Source organism: Acuticoccus sp., assembly GCF_965213555.1.
Lineage (GTDB): Bacteria > Pseudomonadota > Alphaproteobacteria > Rhizobiales > Amorphaceae > Acuticoccus.
On sequence record NZ_OZ243890.1, the window covers coordinates 3,545,835 to 3,568,603 of the forward strand.

General features: G+C 69.3%; 17 protein-coding genes and 1 pseudogene. 10 read left to right on the forward strand and 8 right to left on the reverse strand.

The annotated features are described in order from the left end of the window. The first annotated feature begins 1 nt into the window (after window position 1). The 6 genes and pseudogenes from ACOOE8_RS16630 (at window position 2) to ACOOE8_RS16655 (ending at window position 6,844) form a co-directional block, all read left to right on the forward strand. Window positions 2-1,333 (forward strand): hypothetical protein, encoded by a 1,332-nt coding sequence (locus ACOOE8_RS16630; protein ID WP_420392526.1) that lies wholly within the window; start codon window positions 2-4, stop codon window positions 1,331-1,333. 150 nt (window positions 1,334-1,483) lie between these two features. Continuing rightward, on the forward strand, window positions 1,484-2,623 hold the full coding sequence (locus tag ACOOE8_RS16635) for a polysaccharide biosynthesis/export family protein (protein ID WP_420392527.1): 1,140 nt from the start codon (window positions 1,484-1,486) through the stop codon (window positions 2,621-2,623). Window positions 2,624-2,766: 143 nt separating this feature from the next. After that, on the forward strand, window positions 2,767-3,744 hold the full coding sequence (locus ACOOE8_RS16640) for a TRAP transporter substrate-binding protein (RefSeq protein WP_420392528.1): 978 nt from the start codon (window positions 2,767-2,769) through the stop codon (window positions 3,742-3,744). A 2-nt stretch (window positions 3,745-3,746) separates the two neighbouring features. Next, window positions 3,747-4,235, forward strand: a complete 489-nt coding sequence (locus ACOOE8_RS16645; RefSeq protein ID WP_420392529.1) for a TRAP transporter small permease — start codon at window positions 3,747-3,749, stop codon at window positions 4,233-4,235. 1 nt (window position 4,236) lies between these two features. Next, complete coding sequence (locus ACOOE8_RS16650) at window positions 4,237-5,502, forward strand: TRAP transporter large permease (protein WP_420392530.1); 1,266 nt, start codon at window positions 4,237-4,239, stop codon at window positions 5,500-5,502. Window positions 5,503-5,674: 172 nt separating this feature from the next. Then, window positions 5,675-6,844, forward strand: a pseudogene (locus tag ACOOE8_RS16655) (IS3 family transposase). A 104-nt stretch (window positions 6,845-6,948) separates the two neighbouring features. Here the strand turns inward: ACOOE8_RS16655 and ACOOE8_RS16660 are convergent. From ACOOE8_RS16660 to ACOOE8_RS16680, 5 genes are all read right to left on the reverse strand, one after another. After that, window positions 6,949-7,923 carry a DMT family transporter gene (locus ACOOE8_RS16660; protein WP_420392531.1) on the reverse strand — a complete coding sequence of 325 codons (975 nt, stop codon included), beginning with the start codon at window positions 7,921-7,923 and terminating at the stop codon, window positions 6,949-6,951. An 86-nt stretch (window positions 7,924-8,009) separates the two neighbouring features. After that, window positions 8,010-9,923, reverse strand: coding sequence for an ABCB family ABC transporter ATP-binding protein/permease (locus ACOOE8_RS16665; RefSeq protein ID WP_420392532.1), 1,914 nt, complete (start codon window positions 9,921-9,923; stop codon window positions 8,010-8,012). Between the two features lie 156 nt (window positions 9,924-10,079). Then, a complete protein-coding gene (locus ACOOE8_RS16670) occupies window positions 10,080-13,814 on the reverse strand; it encodes an efflux RND transporter permease subunit (RefSeq protein WP_420392533.1) in 3,735 nt (1,244 codons plus the stop codon). Continuing rightward, window positions 13,811-14,896, reverse strand: coding sequence for an efflux RND transporter periplasmic adaptor subunit (locus tag ACOOE8_RS16675; protein WP_420392534.1), 1,086 nt, complete (start codon window positions 14,894-14,896; stop codon window positions 13,811-13,813). The genes ACOOE8_RS16670 and ACOOE8_RS16675 overlap by 4 nt, the downstream gene beginning before the upstream one ends. Window positions 14,897-14,906: 10 nt before the next feature. Further along, a complete protein-coding gene (locus ACOOE8_RS16680; RefSeq protein WP_420392535.1) occupies window positions 14,907-15,470 on the reverse strand; it encodes a PadR family transcriptional regulator in 564 nt (187 codons plus the stop codon). 316 nt (window positions 15,471-15,786) lie between these two features. Here ACOOE8_RS16680 and speD point away from each other — a divergent pair, with 316 nt between their 5' ends. The 3 genes from speD (at window position 15,787) to ACOOE8_RS16695 (ending at window position 19,647) form a co-directional block, all read left to right on the forward strand. Then, a complete protein-coding gene (speD, locus tag ACOOE8_RS16685; RefSeq protein WP_420392536.1) occupies window positions 15,787-16,146 on the forward strand; it encodes an adenosylmethionine decarboxylase in 360 nt (119 codons plus the stop codon). Beyond that, a complete protein-coding gene (gene speE / locus ACOOE8_RS16690; RefSeq protein ID WP_420392537.1) occupies window positions 16,130-17,014 on the forward strand; it encodes a polyamine aminopropyltransferase in 885 nt (294 codons plus the stop codon). Before speD ends, speE begins: the two co-directional genes overlap by 17 nt. 734 nt (window positions 17,015-17,748) lie before the next feature. Then, the gene (locus tag ACOOE8_RS16695; RefSeq protein WP_420392538.1) at window positions 17,749-19,647 is read left to right on the forward strand and encodes an ABC transporter ATP-binding protein; all 1,899 of its coding nucleotides are present in this window, start codon (window positions 17,749-17,751) and stop codon (window positions 19,645-19,647) included. Window positions 19,648-19,691: 44 nt separating this feature from the next. On the opposite strand, the gene ACOOE8_RS16700 is transcribed toward ACOOE8_RS16695, so the two are convergent. From ACOOE8_RS16700 to ACOOE8_RS16710, 3 genes are all read right to left on the reverse strand, one after another. Next, entirely contained in the window at window positions 19,692-20,498 is an 807-nt protein-coding gene (locus ACOOE8_RS16700; RefSeq protein WP_420392539.1) for an EAL domain-containing protein, read from the reverse strand. A 114-nt stretch (window positions 20,499-20,612) separates the two neighbouring features. Beyond that, a complete protein-coding gene (gene meaB, locus ACOOE8_RS16705) occupies window positions 20,613-21,599 on the reverse strand; it encodes a methylmalonyl Co-A mutase-associated GTPase MeaB (protein ID WP_420392540.1) in 987 nt (328 codons plus the stop codon). Further along, window positions 21,581-22,150 (reverse strand): DUF1131 family protein, encoded by a 570-nt coding sequence (locus ACOOE8_RS16710; protein ID WP_420392541.1) that lies wholly within the window; start codon window positions 22,148-22,150, stop codon window positions 21,581-21,583. The genes meaB and ACOOE8_RS16710 overlap by 19 nt, the downstream gene beginning before the upstream one ends. Window positions 22,151-22,319: 169 nt before the next feature. Between ACOOE8_RS16710 and ACOOE8_RS16715 the strand changes: the two genes are divergently transcribed. After that, window positions 22,320-22,526: a hypothetical protein gene (locus tag ACOOE8_RS16715; RefSeq protein WP_420392542.1), complete on the forward strand. Its 207-nt coding sequence runs from the start codon at window positions 22,320-22,322 to the stop codon at window positions 22,524-22,526. Window positions 22,527-22,769 lie beyond the last annotated feature (243 nt).

A 22,769-nucleotide genomic window follows, 5' to 3' on the forward strand; every position in this document is an offset into this window, starting at 1 on the left:
CATGACGGAGAAGACGCTGGTGCCGGTGCCCGACGGTGATGAGCGCCGCCCCGCGACGCGCAACAAGCGGCTGGAGCGGCGGCAAAAGGCGCTCGCCGAGCGCAAGGCGACGGCGGCCGCCGTCCCAGCGCACGACCGTGACGCCTTGCCCGTCGAGGTGCCAGCCCCGCGCAACGACGCGTTTGTGCTGCCGCCACGCGCGCAGCTCACCAAGTCCGCCTCGATGTTCGGGCAGCTCGTCAAGGCCTCGCTCTTCCTATGCGTCGTCCTGCCCACCTTCCTGACGGTCCTGTTCTACGCCGCGATGGCGAGCCCGCAGTTCGCCACCGAGAGCAAGTTCGCGGTGCGCGGCTCCTCCTCGTCGACGGGCGCGATGGACATGGGCGGGCTGTTCTCGGCGGCCGGTGGATCCGTCGACTCGGAGATCGCCGACAGCTTCATCCTGCAGGAGTTCATCGGCTCGCGCGCGATGGTCGAGGTCCTCGTCGCCGAGGCGAACTTCCTGGAGATCTACAGCCGGCCGTCCGCCGACTTCTATTACCGGCTCGACCCGTCGCTGCCGGTCGAGAAGCTCGTCGACTACTGGCGCATGATGAGCGAGGCCGAGTACGACACCGATACCGGCATCATCACGCTGATCGTGCGTGCGTTCCGCCCGCGCGATGCGGAGGTGATCACGGCCAAGGTGATCGAGCAGTCCGAGGAGCTGGTCAACGAGCTTTCGCGCCGCTCGCGCGAGGATAGCCTCGCCAGCGCCCGTCGCGAGGTGGAGCTCGCCGAGGCGCGCTACGGCGACAGCCGCAAGGCGGTCGCCGCCTACCGTGGCGACGAGCGGGAGATCGACCCCACCGCCGTCGCTAAGGCACGCCAGGGCGTGGTGAGCGGGCTCGAGGCTGAGGTCGCCACGCTCCAGTCCCAGCTCACCGCCCTTCGCGCCACGATGAGCGAAAACTCCCCACGCGTCGTCTACGTAAGCAACCAGATCGATGCGCTGCAGCGCCAGATCGCCGCCGAGCGGCTGCGCGTCGCCGCCTCGGAGGACGGCAGCGACCAGGCCATCCTCACCGACCGCCTGTCGCGCTACGAGGAGCTCGTCGCCGAGCAGCAGTTCGCCGAGCAGTCGTACCTGTCCTCCATGGAGACGATGGAGATGGCGCGCATGGAGGCGATGAAGCAGCAGCGCTACCTTGCGGTCTTCGTGCGCGGCTCGGCGCCGGAGCGCGCCACCTACCCCGATGCGCTGCGCTGGACCTTGGTGCTGCTCATCTCGCTGGTCCTCGTCTGGGGCCTCATCACCGTCGTCTGCGCCGCGGTGCGCGACCGCGTGGTCTGAGGCTGCGGCGCCGCGCACGGCCGTCGCTCGGTTGTTGCACCACGGCAACGCACGACCGAACGTTTGCTCCGCTTCGGCCAAAGCCGCTGCCTGTGGCGGCCGGTGATGGTAAGGCTCCGGTGTGTCGTCGCGTCACCGGGGTCGTAATTGATGCGCTTGAAGTGGCTGGCCATCGCATTCGCCGCGGCCCTGACGGGCTGCGGAGCGGTGCCGTCGAACGGGCCCTCGGCGCTCGCCATCGCCTCGACGAACCCCGAGGGGGGCGTTCCGAAGACTTACGTCGTCGTCCGGCTCGACGAGCGGGCGGTGAACGTCGCCGGGCAGTACCGGCCGCCGAGCTTCTCCTCCTTCTTTACGGTTCAGTCGGGCGTACCCAACCTGCTGCTCGCCGTCGGCGACAGGATCCAGGTCAACATCTTCGAGGCTGGCGCGGACGGCCTGTTCTCATCCAGCACCGCGAAGGCGACGCAGATCACCTCGGTGGTCGACGCGCAGGGCGAGGTGTTCGTGCCCTACGTCGGACCTGTTCAGGCGGCCGGCCGTTCCCCGTCGACGCTGCGCCGCATCATCGAGGAGGCGCTGGAGGACAAGGCGATCCAGCCGCAGGTCCAGGTCCTCGTCGACGAAAGCCTCGCCAACTCCGTCACCGTGCTCGGCTCGGTCGGCGCCCCGGGCAACCTGCCGATCTCGGCCGCGGGCGTGCGCGTCCTCGACCTCATCGCCGCCGCCGGCGGTTCGACGACCCCGACCTGGCAGACCCGCGTCATCCTGCGCCGCGACGGCAAGGTGGCGAGCGCGAACCTCGAGGACCTGTTCGACAACCCCGAGGACAACGTGCCGATCCAGCCGGGCGACACCGTCCTCGTCACCGACGTCGCGCGCACCTTCACCGTGTACGGCGCGACGACCGCGAAGGCGGAGATCGCGTTCGAGCAGCGCCGGGTCACCCTCGCGGAGGGCATCGCGAAGGCAGGCGGCCTCGACGACGCGGTCGCCGACCCGCGCGGCGTCTTCCTGTTCCGCTTCGAGCCCGACCACATCGCCAAGACGCTCGATGAGCGGGCGGGCGTCGCGTTGGACGGCTCGATGGTGCCGGTGGTCTACAGGTTGAACCTTGAGGACCCCGAGAGCTTCTTCATCATGCAGACGTTCGACCTGCGCGACGAGGACCTCATCTACGTCGCCAACCACCCGTCGGTTGAGTTCAACAAGTTCCTGCGCATCATCGAGCCCTTGGTCCAGCAGGCCATCACCGGGCTGACGCTGACCCAAAGGTTCGGCAGGGACTGAACGGCGCACCGATCTTTCCAACGATCGGTCCGGACGGGCCTCACTCCGCACGCACGCGAAAGCGAGACGACCGGGTACGCGGACCCAGCATCGAACTGTCAGGATGACGCGAAGGACCGCACCACCTGACGCACCGAGGCTCTATGCGAAGGCTCATTTTCCTCCTTGTCGCGTTCCTCCCCTTCGGCCCGGCCGTGGCCGCGGACGTCAACATCCGCTTCCCCGTCGAGTACAACCTCGACATCGCCCCGGGCATCGCGAACCAGGAGTTCGAGCGCATCGTCGAGGAGCGTTCCGAGGGACGCATCGAGGTCACGCTCTACCCCAGCGGCAACCTCTATCGCGGCCTCGACCTCGTGCAGGCGATCCTTCGCGGCGACGCGGAGATGTCGACGCTGATCTCCGCCTACTGGACGGCGGTGGTGCCGAACCTCGCCGCGCTCGAGCTGCCCTACGCCTTTCCGACCCAGGACGCGTTCTACGCCGCCATCGACAGCGAGGGCTTCGTCGAAATGGCGTACGCGGGACTGGAGGAGAAGGGCGGCCGCGTCATCGCGATCCTGCCCTACGACTACCTCGTCCCTGGCACGCTGACGATGCCGCTGCGAACCCCAGGGGACATGGCCGGGCTCAAGATGCGCGGCCTCGGCAGGGTCAACCTCGACATGCTGCAGACCTACGGGGCGACGCCGGTGTCGATCAACTTCGTCGAGCTTTCGGCGGCGCTGCAGCAGGGGGTGATCGACGGGCTGAACGTCCCCATCGACGCCTTTACAAGCTACAAGTGGCACGAAAGCGTCCGGCAGGTGAACTACGCGACGTACTACATCGCGTACTATCCGTGGGTGGTGAACGCGGCGTGGTGGGACGGCCTCGCGGAGGAGGACCGGACCCTTCTGCGGGAGGCCGCGGAGGAGGTAGCGCTGAACCACCGCGAGCGCGCGCGGAGCGTTCGGGAGGACGCCATCGCCGCGCTGCGCGAGGAGGGCGTCGACGTCCACATCCAGACCTCGGAGGAGCGCCGGGCCTGGCGCGAGGCGGCGCAGCCGGTGTGGGACCGCGTCGCCGCCACGGTGCCGGACGAGCTGATGCAGGTCATCGAGGCCCACGCCCAGGAGTGAGGGTGCTGCAAGGGACGGCGCGGGCGCTGGCGATCCTCGAGGATGCCGCGCTCGCCGCGGTGCTCGCGGCGATGTTCGGCCTGGTCACGATCGAGATCGCGACACGTGGCCTGCTCGGCGTGTCGAACCTCTACAGCGAGGAGCTCTCGCGCATCCTCCTCATCGCGATGGCCTACCTCGGAGTCGCCGTCGCGACGCGGGAGCGCGCGCACATTCGGGTCGACGTCGTGGTGGCCCTCTTGCCAGCGAAGGCGCGCCCGGCGCTCGATGCGATCGCTGACGCCTGCGCGCTGATCTTCTGCGGCTTCGCGGTGTGGCTCGGCATCGGCCTCGTCGAGCAGACGCGGTTCTACGGCCTCACGTTCACGCACTCGACCCTGCCGTTCCCGGTCTGGGTGGCGCAGACGAGCGTTCCCATCGCGTTCGCGATCACCGGGCTGCACCTCGCGGCCCGCCTCGTGGTGCAGCTCGCTCGCCTCGCCGGCCGCTGACGTGGAGGCGCTCCTGATCGTCCTCGCGCTGGGGCTCCTCGCGCTCGGCGTCCCGGTCGGCTTCGCGCTGTGGATCACCGGGCTCGTCGCCGTCCTCGTCTTCGGCATGACCTCCCTGACCCAGGTCGCTTCCTCGCTTTACAGCGCCCTCGACAGCTTCGTCCTGCTCGCGATCCCGTTCTTCGTCCTCGCCGGCAACATCATGCTGCGCGCGCGCATGGCGCACCACCTGTTCGCCTTCTCCCAACGGCTCGTGGGGCGCGTCGCCGGCGGGACGGCGCTCGGCGCGACGGTCGCCTCGGCCCTGTTCGGCGCGATGACGGGGTCCTCCGTCGCCTCCGCCGCAGCCCTCGGCCGCGTCGTCATCCCCGCCATGGACGAGCTCGGGTACCCGAAGCCGTTCGCAGCGGGCCTCATGGCGGCGGGGGGGACGCTCGGCATCCTCATCCCACCGAGCGTCCTCCTCATCATCTACGCCGAGATGGCTCGGCAGTCGGTGCGGAGCCTGTTCATCGCCGGCGTGCTGCCCGGGATCGTGACCGCCGCGGCCATCGGTGTCGTCGGCCTCATCATCGCGCGACGACGGGGCTACGGCCTCACCGCTGAGCCGTTCTCGGGGCGCGCCCTCCTTGCCGCGACGGTCCGGGCAACGCCCGCGATCTTGATGCCGGTGATCGTGCTCGGCGGCATCTACTCCGGCCTCTTCACGCCGACCGAGGCTGCGGCGGTGTCGGTGCTCTACGGGCTCCTCGTCGGCCTCCTCGTCTACCGCACGCTGCCCCCCTCTGCGCTGTTCGCGATCCTCGTGGAGAGCGCGCGCTCGACGGCTGCCATCCTGTTCATCCTGTCGGGGGCGCTGTTCATCGGCATGATCGCGAACCTTGCGGGGCTGCCGGCCGCCGTCGTGGATGCGGTGAGTGGCCTCGGCCTCGGCCCGGTCGGCTTCCTCCTCCTCGTCAACGTCGTCCTCCTCGCGCTCGGCTGCTTCCTCGACGGGTTCACGCTCCTCACGATCCTGACGCCGCTGCTGATCCCGACCGTGCGCGAGCTCGGCATCGACCCCATCCACTTCGCCATCGTGCTGACGCTCAACATCGAGATCGCTGCGGTGACGCCGCCGGTGGGGCTGAACCTCTTCGTCCTGTCCAGCGTCACCGACGTGCCGATCGGCGACATCGTGCGCGGCGTCGCCCCGTTCGTCGCGACGCTCGTCGCCGTGCTCCTCCTGGTCACGCTCGTGCCCGGACTTTCGACCGTGCTGGTCTGATCGCGCCGGGCCGCTAGGGCATCCTGGGTCTGGTTGGACCCAGATCAGATGCGCTAGCGCGTTGGTTGGGAGCGGTCTTTCCGGTTGGGGGGTCCCACCTAACCGCAAGTGACGTTGCCCCCGGCGCCTGATCCAGGGCGAAGTGGAGTTCGGCCCAGAGAGGACCGAACGCATGAAGCGCAGCAGGTTCACGCAAGAGCGGATCATCGGCGTGCTGAAGGAGCGTGCGGCGGGAGCGAAGGTCGCCGAGTCGTGCCGCAGTCACGGCATGAGCGATGCGACGTTCGACGCCTGGAAGTCGAAGTACGGCGGGATGGACGTGAGCGAGGCGAAGCGGCTGCGCGGGCTCGCGGAGGAGAACGCGAAGCTGAAGCGGCTGCTCGCCGAAGCGATGCTCGACAACTCGGCGCTGAAGGATCTCTTGGGAAAAAGATGGTGACGCCCGCTGCGAAGCGAGAGGCTGTCGCGCATCATCGAGCGACGTTCAAGATGAGCGAGCGGCGGGCGTGCACGGTGGTGGGCGCGAGCCGGATGACGGTCCGTTACCGTTCGGTGCGGCGGCCCGACGGTCAGCTGCGCGAACGGTTGAGAGCGCTGGCGCACGAGCGACGGCGGTTCGGCTATCGGCGGCTGCACGTGCTGCTGCGGCGCGAAGGCTATGCCTTGAACCACAAGCGCCTCTTCCGGCTCTACCGCGAGGAACGCCTCACGGTGCGCAAGCGCGGCGGCCGCAAGAGGGCAGTCGGGACGCGAGCCCCGCTCGCCGTGCCGCTCCGGCCGAACGAGCGCTGGTCGCTCGACTTTGTGTCCGACCAGCTCGCCTGCGGCAGGCGCCTGCGCATCCTGACCGTCGTCGACGATCGCGCCCGCGAGGTGCCTGGCGCTGGTCGCCGACACCTCGCTTTCCGGCGTGCGGGTTGCCCGCGAGCTCGACCGGCTCGTTGCCGAACGCGGCCGGCCGACGACGATCGTCAGCGACAACGGCACCGAGCTGACCGCGAACGCGATCCTCTCACGGGCCGACGAGCGTCGGGTCGCCTGGCACTCCATTGCGCCCGGAAAGCCGATCCAGAACGCCTTCATCGAAAGCTTCAACGGCCGCCTGCAAGACGAGCTCTTGAACGAGGGCCTGTTCCGCTCGCTCCCCCATGCCCGTGCTGTGCTGGCTGCATGGCGCGCCGACTACAACACGACGCGGCCGCATTCGCGTCTCGGCTGGCTCACCCCGAACGACTACGCCGCAGCAATCCTGCGCCCGCGTCGCTCTCACGACCTGTCCAACCTCGACAGGTTTGCCCCGCCTACCGACGTTAACCGCCGAATTCCAGGCGCCGCTGGATAGAAGTTGGGGGCAACGTCATAGAGCATCCTGGGTCTCCTCAGACCCAGAGAAGATGCTCTGGCTCCTCGATCAAGAGCGGTCTTCTTGGGGTTAGGTGGTTCCACCTAACCCAAACCGCTCTTGCCTCGGCGGGCACCGTCGAGGGCCCGCCACAGCCGGCCGTCGATGGCCGAGAGCCCGACGGCGATGAGCGCCATCCCCGCCGCATGGACCCATCCGAGGCGCTCCCCGAGGATCAGCGTGCCAAGGACGATGGCCGAGGCAGGGACGAGGAGTGTGACGAGGAGCACGTTGGTCGCGCCGGCGCGCTCGAGGATCTTGAAGTAAAGGATGTAGGCCAACGCGGTCGACACCACGGCGAGCGCGACGATCGCCGCCCCAGTCGCCATGGACGGAGCCGGCAGCGTCCAAGGCGCGTCGAGGAAGAGCGCGATCGGGACGAGGAGCGCCGCGGAGACGGTCACCTGACCTGCGGCGACGACGATGGGATCGACCTTCAGCGTGCGGAACCTGCGACCCCAGACGCCTGCGCAGGCGTAGGACAATGCCGCGGCGAGGCACGCAAGCTGGGCCCAGCCGTCCGCCCCCAGCCCTTCGAGCGCCCTCGGCCCGACCATCAGCACGACGCCCGCGAAGCCCACCGCGACGCCGACGAGCTTGCCCGCGGTGAGCCGCTCGTCCGTGAGCAGCACCCCGGCGACGACGACGGTGAACAGCGGCGTCGTGGCGTTGAGGATCGCGGCGAGCGCGGAGGCGATGGTCTGCTGGCCGTACACGAACAGGACGAACGGGACGACGTTGTTGAGGACGCCCATCACCAGGAACGCCAGCCAGACCGACCTCGTCCGCGGCACCGGGCGCCCGAGCGCGGCGAGCACCGCCCACAGCACGATCGCGGCAAGGCCGACCCGCAACGCGACGATCGTCAGCGTCGGAAGCTCGCGCACCGCGACGCCGGTGAAGAAGAACGAGCCGCCCCAAAGGACCGACAGGGTCAGGAGGAGCCCCCAATCGAGGGGGGCCATGGACAGCGAAGCGGGGCGGGCCGTGGGGACGGCGACGGAGTGGGTAGGCGGCATCGGGTCGGTCCGGTTGGGCGTCGCCCACGTGGCACGCTCGGCTCATGGTGCGCGACCTCGATCTTGCGACCGAACGCGGGCGGCCGCTACTTGGTGAACGCCTCCTCGCGGTCCCGCACGGACCGAGGGGGCACAGCCGCGTCGTCCTTCGGCGCGGTCGCCTCCTGGCTCTGGCGCGCCCACATCTCGGCGTAGAGGCCGTCGGCGGCGAGGAGCTCGGCGTGCGTGCCGCGCTCCACGATCCGGCCGGCTTCGAGGACGAAGATCTGGTCCGCCTTGACGACGGTGGACAGGCGGTGCGCGATCATCAGGGTCGTCCGCCCGGTGGACACGCGGTCGAGCGCCGCTTGGATCTCCTCCTCGGTGCGGGTGTCGAGCGCGGAGGTCGCCTCGTCCAGGATCAGCACAGGAGGAGCCTTCAGGATCGTGCGCGCGATGGCGACGCGCTGCTTCTCGCCGCCCGACAGCTTCAGCCCACGCTCGCCGACCTCGGTGTCATACCCCTTGGGAAGGTCCTCGATGAAGGGGCCGATCTGAGCCATCTGCGCGGCCTGCTCGACCTCCTCGCGCCCCGCAGCAGGCCGTCCGTAGGCGATGTTGTAGGCGATGGTGTCGTTGAACAGCACCGTGTCCTGGGGGACGATGCCGATGGCACGACGCAACGAGTCCTGCGTCACGTCCCGCACGTCCTGCCCGTCGATGAGGATGCGGCCGCCGGTCACGTCGTAGAAGCGGTAGAGCAGGCGCGAGATCGTCGACTTGCCGGCCCCTGAAGGGCCGACGATGGCGAGCGTCGTGCCCGCGGGGACGACGAACGAGACGCCGTGCAGGATCGGCCGGTCGGGGTCGTAGTGGAAGGTGACGTCCTCGAAGCGGACCTCGCCACGGGGGACGTCGAGCGGGGCCGCGTCGGGCTGGTCCGTCACTTCGCGGGGCAGGTCGAGCACGGCGAACATCGCCTCCACGTCCGCCAGACCCATCTTGATCTCGCGGTACACGAAGCCGATGAAGTTGAGCGGGATCGACAGCTGCATGAGGAGCGCGTTGATCATCACGAAGTCGCCGAGGGTCTGCTCGCCTGCCATCACCGCACGGGCCGATAGGACCATCAGGATCGTCATGCCGATGGTGAAGATCACCGTCTGGCCCATGTTGAGCCAGGCGAGCGACGTCCAGATCCTTACGGCGGCGCCCTCGTAACGCTCCATCGAGCGGTCGAAGCGGTCCGTCTCCATCGTCTCGTTGTTGAAGTACTTGACCGTCTCGTAGTTGATCAGGCTGTCGATGGCCTTTGAGTTCGCGTCGGTGTCGGAGTCGTTCATCGTGCGGCGGATGGTGATGCGCCACTGCGAGGCGACCACCGTGAACCACACGTAGGCAACGACCATCACCGCGATCACGCCGAGGTAGGACAGCGAGAACTGGTAGGCGATCACGGCCGCCATCAGGGCGAACTCGAGGATCGTCGGCAGCGCGTTGAGTATGGTGAAGCGCACCAGCGTCTCGATGCCCTTCACTCCGCGCTCGATGACGCGCGACAGGCCGCCCGTGCGTCGCTGCAGGTGGTAGCGCAACGACAGGCCGTGGAGGTGCACGAAGGTGCGCCGGGCGAGCTGGCGCACGGCGTGCTGGCCCACCCGGGCGAACAGCGCGTCGCGGAGCTGGTTGAAGCCCATCATGAGGACGCGGCCGACGCCGTAGGCGATCACGAGCATCACCGGTGCGATGACGAAGGCGGGCAGGTTGAGCCCGTCGGCCTGGGCGATCTGCTGGCTGGCCTCGGGACCGAACTCCTGGGCGGTGAGCGCGTCCGTCGCCCACTTGTAGGCGTAGGGGACGAGGACAGTGACGACCTTGGCAACGACGAGGGCGAGGATCGCGATCCCGACCCTGAGCTTGAGGTCGGGGCGATCCGAAGGCCACATGTAGGGCCACAGACCGCGCAGCGCGCCGAACAGCTCGCCGCGGGCAGCCGACACGGGCCGGTCCGGTGCGCTCACGACGCCGCTCGACCTGCGCAGGTCCTCCAAAGCCGAACGCAGGTGGAGGCTCGCGGCGACGGGTCCCTCATGGCCCTCAACATAGATGAGCGAGCCCCCCGAACCACCCCCTGGGAGGCAAGGCTGCCGTGCTGGAAGGGCGGCGCCCGTCCGGGATCACTCAGCCGCTTCGATCGTGCGGTCCGGTGCTTCTGCCTCGGTTGCGGCATCGGTGCGCGAACGACGCGTCCGCGCCATCACCGGGGTGTAGACATCGTCGGCCCGCCCCGCGGCGCTTCGATCGTCCGGCACCGGTGCGGTTGCCACGGGGATGACGAGCGTCCGTTCGTCCGCACCTTTCCGCGGCGTGCGGGCGACCACCGGAGCGTAGACGTCGCTGGATGGACCCGACGCCTCGGGGAGGGGCGTCGGCGCGAACGACGGTTCCACGGCCCCGTCGGGTTCGCTCCCCTCGGCATCCGACGCGGGGGCGAAGCGCACCACTGCCGCCTCAGGGGCTCGCCCTGGGCCGTCGAGGCGGGGGGCGTCGAGGAGGCTGGTCCGCGTCGGAGAAAGCGCCGGCGTCTGCGCTGCCGGGACGTGTCGGCCGCGAGCCCGGGCCACCGCGGCGGTGACCGTGGTGGGCATGGCGAGCATGACAGGAACCACCACGAGGGTCAGGATCGTCGAGAAGGCGAGGCCGGAGATGATGGCGGTCGAGAGCTGCACCCACCACACCGAGGTGATGCCGCCCACCGCGATGGTGCGCGTGAAGAAGTCGAGGTTCACCTGCGTCGCCATGGGGATCAGCCCGGCGATGGTCGTGATGGTGGTGAGCAGGATCGGCCGCACCCGCTGCGCCGCGGTCGCGAGGACGGCGGTCAGCACGTCGATCTGTTGGGACCGCTCGCGGTTGTAGGTGTCGATGAGGACGATGGCGTTGTTGACCACGATGCCAGCGAGCGCGATCACCCCAGTCCCCGTCATGATGACGGAGAACTTCTGTCCGGTGATCGCCATGCCCAGGAGCACGCCAAAAACCGAAAGGACGATCGTCAAGAGCGTCAAGGCCGTCTGGTAGAAGCTGTTGTACTGGGTGACGAGGACGAGGAACATCAAGACAAGCGAGGCCGCCATCGCACGCATCAGAAACTGGAAGGATTCGGCCTGCTCCTCGTTGGCGCCGCGGAAGGTGAACGTCACTCCACGCGGCCACTCCTGCGACTTCACCCAGGCGTCGATCTCAGCGATCTTCGCGTTGAGGTCGTAGCCCTCCTGTTCGAGCACGTCGGCCTTCGTCGTCATCGCGAACGCGGAGTCGACGCGCGTGATCGACGACACCCGCTGCTGCGGGTTGACGTCGATGAAGTTGATGATCGGAACCTGACCCTGCGCGGTGAGGAGCCGGAGGTCGCCGAACTGCTCGAGGGTGCGCTCCGCCTCGGGGTAGCGCACGCGCACGTCGATCTGGTCCTCCGAATCGTCCGGCTGATACTGGGTGAGGAGGACGCCGTTGGTGACGAGCTGGATCATCTGGCCGACGGTCTGAACGTCCGCTCCGAAGCGGCCGGCCTCCTCGCGGTCCACGTCGAGCTGCCACTCGATGCCGGGGAGCGGACGGTCGTCCTCCACGTCGCGCAGCCCCTCGACCGTCTCGACGTAGGCGCGGGCGCGGGCGGTGGCAGCGAGGACGTCGGCATAGCTGTCGGATGTGATCTGTAGCTGGATGTCCTTGCCCGTGGGCGGCCCGCCCTCGATCTCACGCACCTCCGTCTTGATGCCGGCGAAGTCGGTGCGCGCGCGGATGTCCGCGAAGATCTCCACGGCGGGCCGACGGCAGCAGTACGCGACGAGCTCGATCTGAAGCTGTCCGATGATGTCCGCCGGCTGATCGGTCACGCCGTCGGGCTGCGCTCCGCCGCCGGTGTTGCCTCCGGACGGGAAGGCGGAGGTGACGACGTTCTCCACCCCGTCGATGGCGAGCACCTCACGCTCCACGTCGCGGACCAACGCGAGCGCCTCGCGGGCGCTCATGTTGCCGCGCGCGGAGATCATGACGACCGCGACGTCGGGCTCCTCGTCGACGAAGAACTCGACGCCTGCAGCGTTGGCCATGAATATGTGGACGGTCCCCGCCGCGATCACCCCGACGACGAGGACCGTTGCGATGATGCCTGCGACGTTGCCGGCAAGGACGCGCAGGAGGCGGACGTAGACACCCGTGACGCCGCGCACGGCGTCGACGTCGAAGGCCCCGTCGGAGCGCGAGGCGACCGCCGTCCCCCCGTCGCGGGCGACGCCCCAGCGACGGGCGAGCACCGTGGCGACGATGGTGCCGAGGAGGAAGGCGGCAGCCGCGCCGGCGAAGCGGGCCGGACCCGCGTCGGCGAGGGCGATCAGCGCGGTGCCCGCTGCCGTCCCACCGGCGAACAGGCCGATGATGAGCGCGTTGGACAGGACGCCTCCGACCACCGGCAGGAACACCATGGCGGTGAACAGCGCCACGGTGAGCACGATCACCACCATGATCGGCAGGTAGCTCATGAACTCTCCCGGCACGCCCGGCCACAGGAGCATCGGCAGGAAGGCGATGAGGGTCGTCGCCGTCGAGGCGACGAGGGGCCAGACCATCAGGTTGGCCGCCTCCTTGAAGGCGCTCGCGCGATCCGCTCCCTCGGCGATGCGGCGGTCGGCGTACTCGGTGACCACGATGGCGCCGTCCACCAGCAGACCGACGCACAGCACGAGGCCGAACATGACCATCATGTTGACCGTCATGCCGACGCCCGACAGGACCAGGAAGCCGAGGAGGATGGACGTCGGGATCGCGATGCCGACCAGCAGCGCCGAGCGGAAGCCGAGCGCCGCCACCACGACGATCATGACGAGCACGATGGCGGTGGAGATCGACGCCTCGAGGCTGCCCAGCACCTCATAGATGAACGAGGACTGGTCGAGCAGGTAGTCGATCTTGATGGTGTCAGGCCAATCGGCCGTCGACGCCTCGACGACGTCGCGGACCGCCTGGTTGTTCTCGATGATGTTCTCGCCGAGCCGCTTGACGACGTCGATGGTGATCGCCGGACGACCGTTGACGCGGGTGAAGGTCGTCGGGTCCTTGAAGCTACGGCGGACCTCGGCGATGTCGCCCACCGTGACGACGCCCTCGGCCTGCTGCTTGATGACCATCTCGTTGACGTCGTCCGGCCCCTCGATGAGGCCCGGCACCTTCACCGGGAAGCGGCCCTCGCCGGTGTCGAGGAAGCCGGCCGGGACGAGCGCGTTGTTGCGCTGCAGCGCGGTGAGAAGCTCGATGGGCTGGACCTGGTAGCTCTCCATGAGCGTACGGTCGATGATGACCTCGAGCTGCTCCTCGCGCTCGCCCGACAGGTCCGCCGACAGCACGCTCGGGATGCCCTCGATCTCGTCCTTGAGGCGGCGCGCGCGCTGGTAGAGCGTGCGCTCGGGCACGTCCCCGGACAGCGCCACGATGATCGTCGGGACGAGCGAGAAGTTCGTCTCGGTGATCGTCGGCTCCTCCGCGCTGTCGGGCAGCTCGGCCTGCGCGCGGTCCACCTTGTCCCTGACGTCGGCGAGCGCCTCGTCCTTGTCGAAGTCGGCCTCGAACTCGAGGATGATGCCGGCGTGACCCTCCGAGGCCGTGGCACGGATCTCCTTCAGCCCATCGAGGCCGCGCAGCTCCGTCTCCATGGGCTTGACGAGGAGGCGGTTGGCATCCTCGGGAGAGACACCCTGCTGGACGACCGAGACGTAGAACACCGGCACGTCGATGTCGGGGTTCGCCTCCTTGGGGATCGTCGCGTAGACCACCGCCCCCGCGCCCAGGAGGAAGATGAGGAGCGTGAGGATGGTGCGTGGACGGCCCAGGACGCCGTTCAGCAACGCGTTCATGCGCGGGCATCCTCGTCCACGGGTTCGACCGCTTGGCCGTCGACGACGTAGTCCTGACCCACGGTGATCACCGTGACCGTGTCCGGCAACCCGGTCACCCAAAAGCCATCGGTGTCCTGGACCGCGATCGTGACCGGCCTGAACGCCACCGTCCCGTCTTCCTTCACGGTGCGGACGCCCACCTCGCCCGCGTCCGACAGGGTGAGCACGCCGGGGGACAAGCGGTGTGCCTTGACGGGAGAGAGCGGGATGTGCGCCTCGGCGGTGACGCCGTCGCGCAGGGCCTCGTCGGGGTTCGGCACCGTGATCTCCACCTTGAAGGTGCGCGTGTCCGGATCGGCGGTGCGCGAGACGTAGCTCACCGTGCCGTCGACGGCGCCGCCTGTGACGAGCTCGACGCGCGCCTCGACGCCGATCAACACGTCGCGGATGTTGCGTTCTGAGACCTGACCGGTGACGACGATGGGGTCGGCGTCGACGATGGTGGCACACACGTCACCGACGGCGAGGGAGGCGCCCACCTCGGCGATCGGCTCCTGCACCGTGCCGGAGATCGGCGCGCGCACCACGGTCCGCTCGACCTCCTGCTGCGCCGCGGCGACGAGGGCCTGGGCGGCATCGAGCGCGGCCCGCGTCGCGGCGACGCGGGTCTGCGATTCGAAGCCGCGACCCTGCAGCTTCGTCGCGGCGTCGTAGTCGAGCTGCGCCTTGGCAGCCTCGGCCTCCGCCTGGGCGAGCTCGGCGGCGCGGACGCCCTGGTCGAGACGGCAGAGGACGTCGCCGGCGGTCGCGCGATCGCCACGGCCGACCGGGCGCTCCTCGACCTGTCCCGCGGTCTCGGCGGCGACGTTGACGAGGGCGTCCGCGCGCGTGCGGCCACGCATCGTCAGCGTCCGCTCCCGCTGCGCCGCCTCGATGGTGCGGGTGCGCACGCGGAAGGGCGCTCCCTCGCCCCCTGAACGCTCTGCGGGAGGGCGAACCTCGGCGACCTCGGCACTCCCCGAGACCACGAGCTCGCCCGTCGCCATCCATGCGACGATGCCGCCGGTCATCAGCGCCGCGAGCAAAAGCTTGCCCCTCATCGTGACACTCCTAAGGCGTGGCGTCGGCCAGCGCCGGCTGGGCGAGCGCGATCAACGCGTCGCTGTGGGCCGTCATGTACTGGAGTTCCGCGCTGAGGCACGTGGCGCCGTACGCGGCGATCCAGGCGACCGCGGGGTTCTCGCAGTCGGCGTCGCCTATCGCTCTCAAGTGGTCGAGCTCGCGCTCGAGTTCTTCGCGCCGCGCGTCGATGGCGCAGCGCAGGACCTCGGCCGGGAGGTGCGTGGCGAACTTGGCGACGAGCAGGAAGCGCGAGCGGAACACGTCCGGCCCCGGGCGCTGCATGAGCGCGCGCAGGAGCGCACCTCGACCGGCCTCGGTAAGGGCGTACACCTTCTTCGAGGGGCGCCCCGACTGCAGCTCCTCGCGCACCGTCACGTAACTCTCGGCCGCCAGTCGGGTCAGCGCCGGGTAGATGGATCCGTAGCTCGCCTCCACGAAGTAGCGATAGTCCCCCTCCACTGACTCCTTCTTGATCTCATAACCGGTCCGTTCCCCACGAAAGAGGATGGCGAGGCACAGGACCGAGACTGGGCTGAGGGCATCGGCGGTCAACGGTGAACCTCGAACGTACATATTTCGGATCGATATATGCTCCGATCCCGAGGTAGCGGCTCATCGCCGACTCCACAAGGGCTGGTCCGGAACCGTTCCGACGAAGCCGCCCCCACGCAGGCGCGCTGAGTGCGCCTGCGTGGTTGAAGCGATCTGGGATCAGCGCTATTGTACAGGGCTCATCAACGCCGAGGGAGCTGGACTGCGCATGGCGCACGAAGCGACGGCCGACGCCGGCTGCACGTTGCCATCCGTTGCCGACGGGGACGCGGAGGTCCGGGGGCCGACGGCGATCGCCCCAGCTTCGGAGCATCTGATGGTCCGTCGCGGGGTGCGGTGCGCTGGTGCACATCTCATCGTGGACGTCTACGGCGGGGAGCGGCTCGACGACCTCACCCACATCGAGGCGACCTTGAAGCGCTGCGTCGACGTGTCCGGTGCAACGCTCCTGCACGTGCACCTTCACCACTTCGACGACAACGGAGGGGTGTCGGGCGTCGCGGTGCTCGCCGAGAGCCACATCTCGATCCACTCGTGGCCGGAACACAGTTACGCTGCGCTCGACATCTTCATGTGCGGCGACACCCGGCCGGAGGCGTGCGTCGACGTCCTGCGCGAGGCGTTCAAGCCGGAGCGGGTCGCCGTCAGCGAGCTCCTGCGTGGGCGTGGCGTGTGAGCGTTTGACGGGGGACGACTGGGACGGCTGGTTCGTGGAGACCGTCAACGACGACGTCGGCTTCCGGCTGGCGCTGCGAGCGGAAGGCCCGATGCAGCGCGCGGGCAGTGCACAGGCCTTGTGTGTCTTCCGACACCGCCTCTTCGGACGCGTGCTGGCCCTCGACGGCGCGATCCAGCTCACCGAGCGTGACGAGTTCGTCTACCATGAGATGATGGCGCACGTGCCGATGATGGCGCACGGCGCAGCGGCGGATGTCCTCGTGATCGGCGGCGGCGACGGCGGCCTCGCCCGCGAGGTGCTCCGCCATCGCGTGGCTCGCCTGACGCTGGTCGAAATCGACCGGGAGGTGATCGACCTTGCGCTGTCGGAGCTCCCGCAGGTGCCGGCCGGCGCGTTCGACGACCCGCGTTTCGCCCTCGTCATCGGCGATGGGGCACGACATGTCGCCGCGACCGGCGAGCGTTACGACGTCGTGGTCGTCGATGCGCCCGATCCCGTCGGTGCCGGAGCAGCGCTGTTCACCGAGGAGTTCTACCATGGCTTGCGGCGCGTGCTGCGACCAGAGGGCGTCCTCGTCACGCAGTCTGGCGTGCCGTTCCTCACGCCCGACTGGTTCACCGGCCACGCGCGGACGCTGCGGCGGGCCTTCCCGAACGCAACCTTCTTCCTCACGACCGTCCCGAGCTACACCGGCGGGCCGATGGCGCACGGCTTTGCGGCAGGGAGGGCCGCGACGGCCATCAGCGAGGAGGAGCTCGCACGCCGCCAAGCGGCATCTGGGATCGCGACGCGCTGCTGGTCCCCCGCCGTCCATCGCGCGGCGTTCGCATTGCCGCCCTACATCGCGGACCTTTGCTCGGGGTAAAGACGGGTCAACCATGGCGGATCTCCGATCCGATCGGACCCCGTCGGCGAGCGACCTTGGGTGGGCGGCAGGAACCTCTCGATGCACGATAGGCGACATCCGGCCGCTGCGCCGACCGCCATCCGCGGCGGGCTCTGGCCGGACGATCACCGGCAAGCTCAGGACTGTCGGTCCTGCGCCGAGCCCCTGCCGATGGCAGGACCAAGGGCGCACGCTCCGTCCCCGCCGCGGCGCGACATCGAGCATATGGACGGTCCCCGGAGACGAACGTCTTGGGGTCCGTGTCGCCCCGACGCCAGGCGAGGTTGCGTCTGGCCGGCTCGGCCTGACCGACGGCTCCGTGCCGGGGGCAACTTGCCGCCCCGCGACACCAGGCGAAGCATGTTCCCGGTGAGCCGCCTGGTCGATCGGCAGTGCGATCTTCGGCAGTGCGATTAGATGAAGCACCTAGGTCGCCCGCCCGTCGAGCGGTCGCATGCCGTCTTCAACACGGCGCACGCGATCGTCGGAGGCCCCGTAGCCCCCCAACGGACGATCGCTCGGAACGAGGTCGCCGCGCGACGGATCACCGCCGTAAGGTCGCGACGACTGGCCGGCCATGCGCACGCAACCTCCGTTGCCCCCAAAGGGACGGCTTGACCATGGCGTGGGCGCACACACCTCTTGACAGGGAACCCGTCCCCCCTGCGACGCGCCCGGCTGACGCGCCCGCCCCATCGCGCGAAGGATCCTCCGTGCTTGATTTCGTGGAGCGCTCAGATCCGGGCACGCAGTTGCAACGCGAGCCGCTTGCTGCGCCATTCGCTCCTGCCGAGCGTTTGATCGACCCCTTTGCCGACAAGGGTCCGGCGAGCCGACCGCCCCGCGAGCTCGTGCCGTTCCTGCGCTGGGCCCTGGGTGGATCGCAGCTTGCCATCGCGCTGCTCGCCGTCTTCAGCCTGTCGTTCGGTGCGGCCGAGGCTGGTGTGTTCTACCTCATCGGCGGGCTGGTCGACCGGGCGGACGCCGCGGGACCGGCCGAACTGTTCGCCGCCGAGTGGCCGTGGCTCCTCGCCCTCCTCTGTGCCGTGGTCCTCGTTAAGCCGCTGACCCAGCTCGGGCAGAGCGCCGTCACCTCGCTGGCCATCGGCCCGGGGCTCAACCCGCAGACCATATGGCGCCTGCACCGGTACACGCTCGGCCAGTCCATGGGCTTCTTCGAGGAGGACTTCACGGGCCGTATCGCCCAGAAGGAGACGCAGACGGCGATGGCGCTCACCACCGTCGTCATCGACACGCTGAGCGCGCTCGGGATGCTCGTCGCCTACCTCGTCGTCATGGCGACGCTCCTCGCCGCGGCCGATCCATGGCTCGCAGTCGCGGTGGCGATGTGGACGGGGACGTTCGTGCTGACCCTCGTCTGGGGGGTGCCTCGCATTCGGGCGCGGGCGAAGGTGCGGGCGGAGGCGCGTGCGAGGGTCACCGGGCAGCTCGTGGACAGCCTCAGCCACATCAAGACGGTCAAGCTCTTCGCCCACGCCAGGCACGAGGAGGACGCTGCGCGCACGGCCATCGCGAGGTTCCGTGACGCGGGCCTTGCGTTCGGGCGCACCATGATGGCGATGCGTACGCTGCTCGCTGCGCTGAACGCGGTCGTAACCGTCGCCGTCATCGGCGGGGCGCTGTGGTTCTTCCATCGTGGCGAAGCGACGCTCGGCGTCATCGCGATGGCGTCGATGATGACGCTGCGGCTCACCCAGATGTCGAACTGGATGGCGCAGTCGGCGCTGACGATCTTCGGCGAGCTCGGCACCATCGAGGACGGTGCGGCGACGCTCTCTCCGCAGCATGCGATTGTGGACCGCGATGGCGCGCGCGACCCAGTGGCCCCGCGCGGCGCGGTGCGCTTCGACGACGTGACCTTTCGCTACGGGCGGCCGAGCGGCGGCGTCGCCGGCCTCGAGCTTGCGATCGAGGCCGGCGAGAAGGTCGGCCTCGTGGGACGCTCGGGGGCCGGCAAGTCGACCGCGGTGGCGCTGCTCCTGCGGCTCTACGACGTGGAGGACGGGCGCATCACGCTCGACGGGACGGACATCCGCGACCTGACGCAGGACGGGCTGCGACGGGCGGTGGCAACGGTCACCCAGGAGACCGCGATCTTCAACCGCTCGGCGCTCGACAACATCCTGTACGGCCGAACCGACGCCGGGCGTGACGCCGCGCTCGCCGCGGCGCAGCAGGCGCGGGCGCACGAGTTCATCACCGAACTCGCCGACGGCAAGGGGCGACGCGGCTACGACGCGCACCTTGGAGAGCGTGGCGTCAAGCTGTCGGGCGGACAGCGACAGCGCATCGCCCTCGCGCGAGCGATCCTGAAGGACGCGCCGGTGCTCGTGCTGGACGAGGCGACGAGCGCGCTCGACTCCGAGGTGGAGGCGGACATCCAGCACGCCCTCGTGGCGGCGATGGCCGGCAAGACGGTCATCGCCATCGCCCACCGCCTGTCGACCATCGCGGCGATGGATCGCATCGTGGTCGTCGAGGGAGGGCGTGTGGTGGAGAGCGGTCCGCACCGGCGCCTCCTCGCCCGTGGCGGGATCTACGCCGACTTGTGGTCCCGTCAGTCCGGCGGGTTCCTTGAGGCGGCGGAGTAGGGTTCCTGGAGGCGGCGGAGTAGGGTCTCGTTCGGCCCGTCGCGTCAGGCGGCGGCCGAGCGCTGCCCCCTCGTCCCGCGGACCGTCGGCAGGAGGGCCGGCGCCGCGCCAAGGCTCACCTCGGCCAGCCGCTCGAAGGCGGGGCGGGCGAAGTAGAACCCTTGGAACAGGTCGATGTCCATGCCGATGAGGACCTCGAGCTCCGCCACGGTCTCGATGCCCTCGGCGACCAGCGTGATGTCCATGTCCTGCGCGGCGCGGCAGATGCCGCCCACGATGGCCTGACGCACCCGGTCCGTCTCGATGGCGCGCACGAGCTCGCGGTCGATCTTGATGATTTGAGGAACGAACTCGGCGAGGAAGCCGAGCCCGGCGAAGCCGGCGCCGAAGTCGTCGATCGCGGTCATGAAGCCGAACGAGGAGTAGTGCGTCGCGATGCGGCGCAGCTGCGCGACGTCGTTCACCTTCTCGTGCTCGGTGAACTCGAACATCAGCCGGTCCAGCGGGAAGGCGTTCTCCTTCGCCGCCCGCAGCGTGGTGCGCAGGCAACGCACGGGGTCGTAAACCGCGTTCGGCATGATGTTGATGGACAGGCGCGACCCGTCGTCCACGAACAGGCGCGCGGCGGCCTCGATGGCCTTGACCCGAGCCGTCTGATCGAACTGGTAGCGGTTCGCGTCGGTGAGGTTCGCCAGCACGGTCCCCGCGCCGGAGCCGTCGACCCCACGGCACAGCGCTTCGTGCGCGAAGATCGCGCCGGTGCGTACGTTGACGATCGGCTGGAAGGCGAACGTGAAGTCGAAGCCCAGCGGCGTGCCGGGCTGGCAGTTCTGACAGTGATCCCGTGGCATGGAACGGACCTTTCGCGGCAGACGGAGCCTTATACCATCGCGCGACAGATGCAGCCGCGACGCTGGCTTGCCACGCCAGCGCCGCGCAAGCCGTAGAACCAGCTTCACAGCAGCTTAGTGTGCCTCTACGGCGTCGTCCTTCGCGAGGCGGGCAAGGATCGAGGCAGCCGCAGCGCTCGGCGCGAGGCGGCCGTCACGGACCGCCTCGGTCGCCACGACGAGCGCCCCTCCCGCCCGTTCGGCGAGGAAGGCGTTGAGCCCATCGGCGATCATGTCGCGCATCCACACGACGTTCTGCGACCGCCTGCGCTCGCAGAGGCGGCCTGTCTCCTCAAGACCCGCGCGATGACGCACCACGGCCTGCCACAGGGCGTCGAGCCGCTCTCCGGTGCGGGCCGACACCGTCATGACCTCGGGTGGCACCTCGGATGCGAGGATCTTGACCGCGGAGAGAAGCTCGGCGGCGGCGCGGCGGGCCGCGGGGAGGGCGTCGCCGTCCGCCTTGTTGACGACGATGATGTCCGCCTGCTCGACGAGGCCCTTCTTGATCCCCTGCAACTCGTCCCCGGCGCCCGGGAGCATCAGCGCCACGAAGGTGTCCACCATGTCGGCCACCGCGAGCTCGGACTGACCGACGCCGACGGTCTCCACGACGACGACGGTGAAGCCTGCCGCCTCCACGAGGAGCATCGCCTCGCGGGTACGCGCTGCGACGCCGCCCAGCGACCCGGCGGACGGGGAGGGACGGATGAACGCCTGCTGACTGGCCGCCAGCGTCCCCATGCGGGTCTTGTCGCCCAGGATCGCCCCTCCGGTGCGCGTCGAGGACGGGTCGACGGCGAGGACCGCGACGCGCTCCCCCGACGTGACGAGGGACTGGCCCAGCGCGTCGATCAGCGTGGACTTGCCGACCCCGGGGGCTCCCGTGATGCCGACGCGGACCGCGCGACCGGTGCGCGGCAGGAGCTCCTGCACGAGCGCCGCCGCGTCGGCGCGATGGGCCGGGCGACGGGACTCCACCAGCGTGATGGCCCGCGCCAGCGCCGCCCGCTCGCCGTCCGCGATGCGGCGCGCGAGCTCGGTCAGGCGTTCGGCCGCCACACGATGCGCTGAAGCTCGGCCCTCTCGAGGTCCTCCGCGGACGCGAGGCGGTCGAACGGTCCGTCGTATTGCGGGATCGCGAAGACGAGCTCGATGTTCTTCGAGCCGCGCGCTCGACACACCGCCATCCCGCGCCACAGCCGTCGCCCGTTGCGGCAGTCCCTTCGCCCCACTCCCGCTTGGCGCATTGTCATGCCGATCCGCTCCCCGTTCGGTCCAGCAAGGTGCTGCGCGACCCCGTGCATCTCAGCCACCGTGCCGTCGCGTCCCTCGAAGAACTGCACCGCTTGAACCTCGCCCACGAACGCGGCGTGCGTCCAAGCCGTCGCGTCCTCTTTCGCAGTCTCGATGGAACGCACCTCGGCGCCCGGCGCAACCCCCGCCAACGCCGCCCCGCGGTAGGGCGTGCCATGGGCGACCTCACCCACCCCGTCATCGGTCATGACGAGCCAGGTCGTGACGGAGACGCGATCCTCACTCGGCGGCTCGACGGCGCCGCTCCCACACGAGGCGAGGGCAAGCGAGAGGAGGAGGACGGTGAGGCGGGCCATGGGGTTCCGGACGCCGGTGCTTGCTTGGGCGCGAGCCATGGGGCACGGCACCCCTCAACGGCGGGACAAGGCGATCGCGGCAATTGTTTCGAGCGGGTCCGGACGCCGAAGCCGTGCAACGATCTCAGATGCTCGGGGATTGTTTGCCGACAACCGAAGGAGGCTCGTGATGAGCTCGAACAAGCATCAGGTGACGCCGAAGGATGCGCCGCGGGACGACCTGGAGGACAACCCTGGCATCGGCGGCTCCAAGGGAGCGACCGGCGAGGACGTCAACGACATCGAGGGGGACAACACCGTCGAGGGCGACGTCATGAACGACGTGACACGTACCGGCGCCGTCGACCCCAAGCAGCGTGGCCGCACGTCCCGCTGAGGCGACAAGTGTCGGTGCGGCGGATGATGCTTGAAGGGGAGCGATCGGATCGGGCGAAAGCCGCTCGTCCCCATCCCGTCGACGGACGTCGCTCGCAGGACGTGGTGCTGCATGGCCGCCGACGTCTGCTCCAGCCGTCCCGCGTCCTCGTCCAAGCGACGGCGCTAGCCGGCTTGGCGACCGGGTACGGCACGGTTTGGTCGCGGGGGCGACGTCACGCGCTGCAGGGCCTCCCGAAAGGTT

Excerpts from the sequence above, each read along its gene's own strand:
- ACOOE8_RS16630 (WP_420392526.1), top strand. The coding sequence starts at position 2 with ATGACGGAGAAGACGCTGGTGCCGGTGCCCGACGGTGATGAGCGCCGC.
- ACOOE8_RS16635 (WP_420392527.1), top strand. The coding sequence starts at position 1,484 with ATGCGCTTGAAGTGGCTGGCCATCGCATTCGCCGCGGCCCTGACGGGC.
- ACOOE8_RS16640 (WP_420392528.1), top strand. The coding sequence starts at position 2,767 with ATGCGAAGGCTCATTTTCCTCCTTGTCGCGTTCCTCCCCTTCGGCCCG.
- ACOOE8_RS16660 (WP_420392531.1), bottom strand. The coding sequence starts at position 7,923 with ATGCCGCCTACCCACTCCGTCGCCGTCCCCACGGCCCGCCCCGCTTCG.
- ACOOE8_RS16670 (WP_420392533.1), bottom strand. The coding sequence starts at position 13,814 with ATGAACGCGTTGCTGAACGGCGTCCTGGGCCGTCCACGCACCATCCTC.
- ACOOE8_RS16675 (WP_420392534.1), bottom strand. The coding sequence starts at position 14,896 with ATGAGGGGCAAGCTTTTGCTCGCGGCGCTGATGACCGGCGGCATCGTC.
- speD (WP_420392536.1), top strand. The coding sequence starts at position 15,787 with ATGGTCCGTCGCGGGGTGCGGTGCGCTGGTGCACATCTCATCGTGGAC.
- ACOOE8_RS16700 (WP_420392539.1), bottom strand. The coding sequence starts at position 20,498 with ATGCCACGGGATCACTGTCAGAACTGCCAGCCCGGCACGCCGCTGGGC.
- ACOOE8_RS16710 (WP_420392541.1), bottom strand. The coding sequence starts at position 22,150 with ATGGCCCGCCTCACCGTCCTCCTCCTCTCGCTTGCCCTCGCCTCGTGT.
- ACOOE8_RS16715 (WP_420392542.1), top strand. The coding sequence starts at position 22,320 with ATGAGCTCGAACAAGCATCAGGTGACGCCGAAGGATGCGCCGCGGGAC.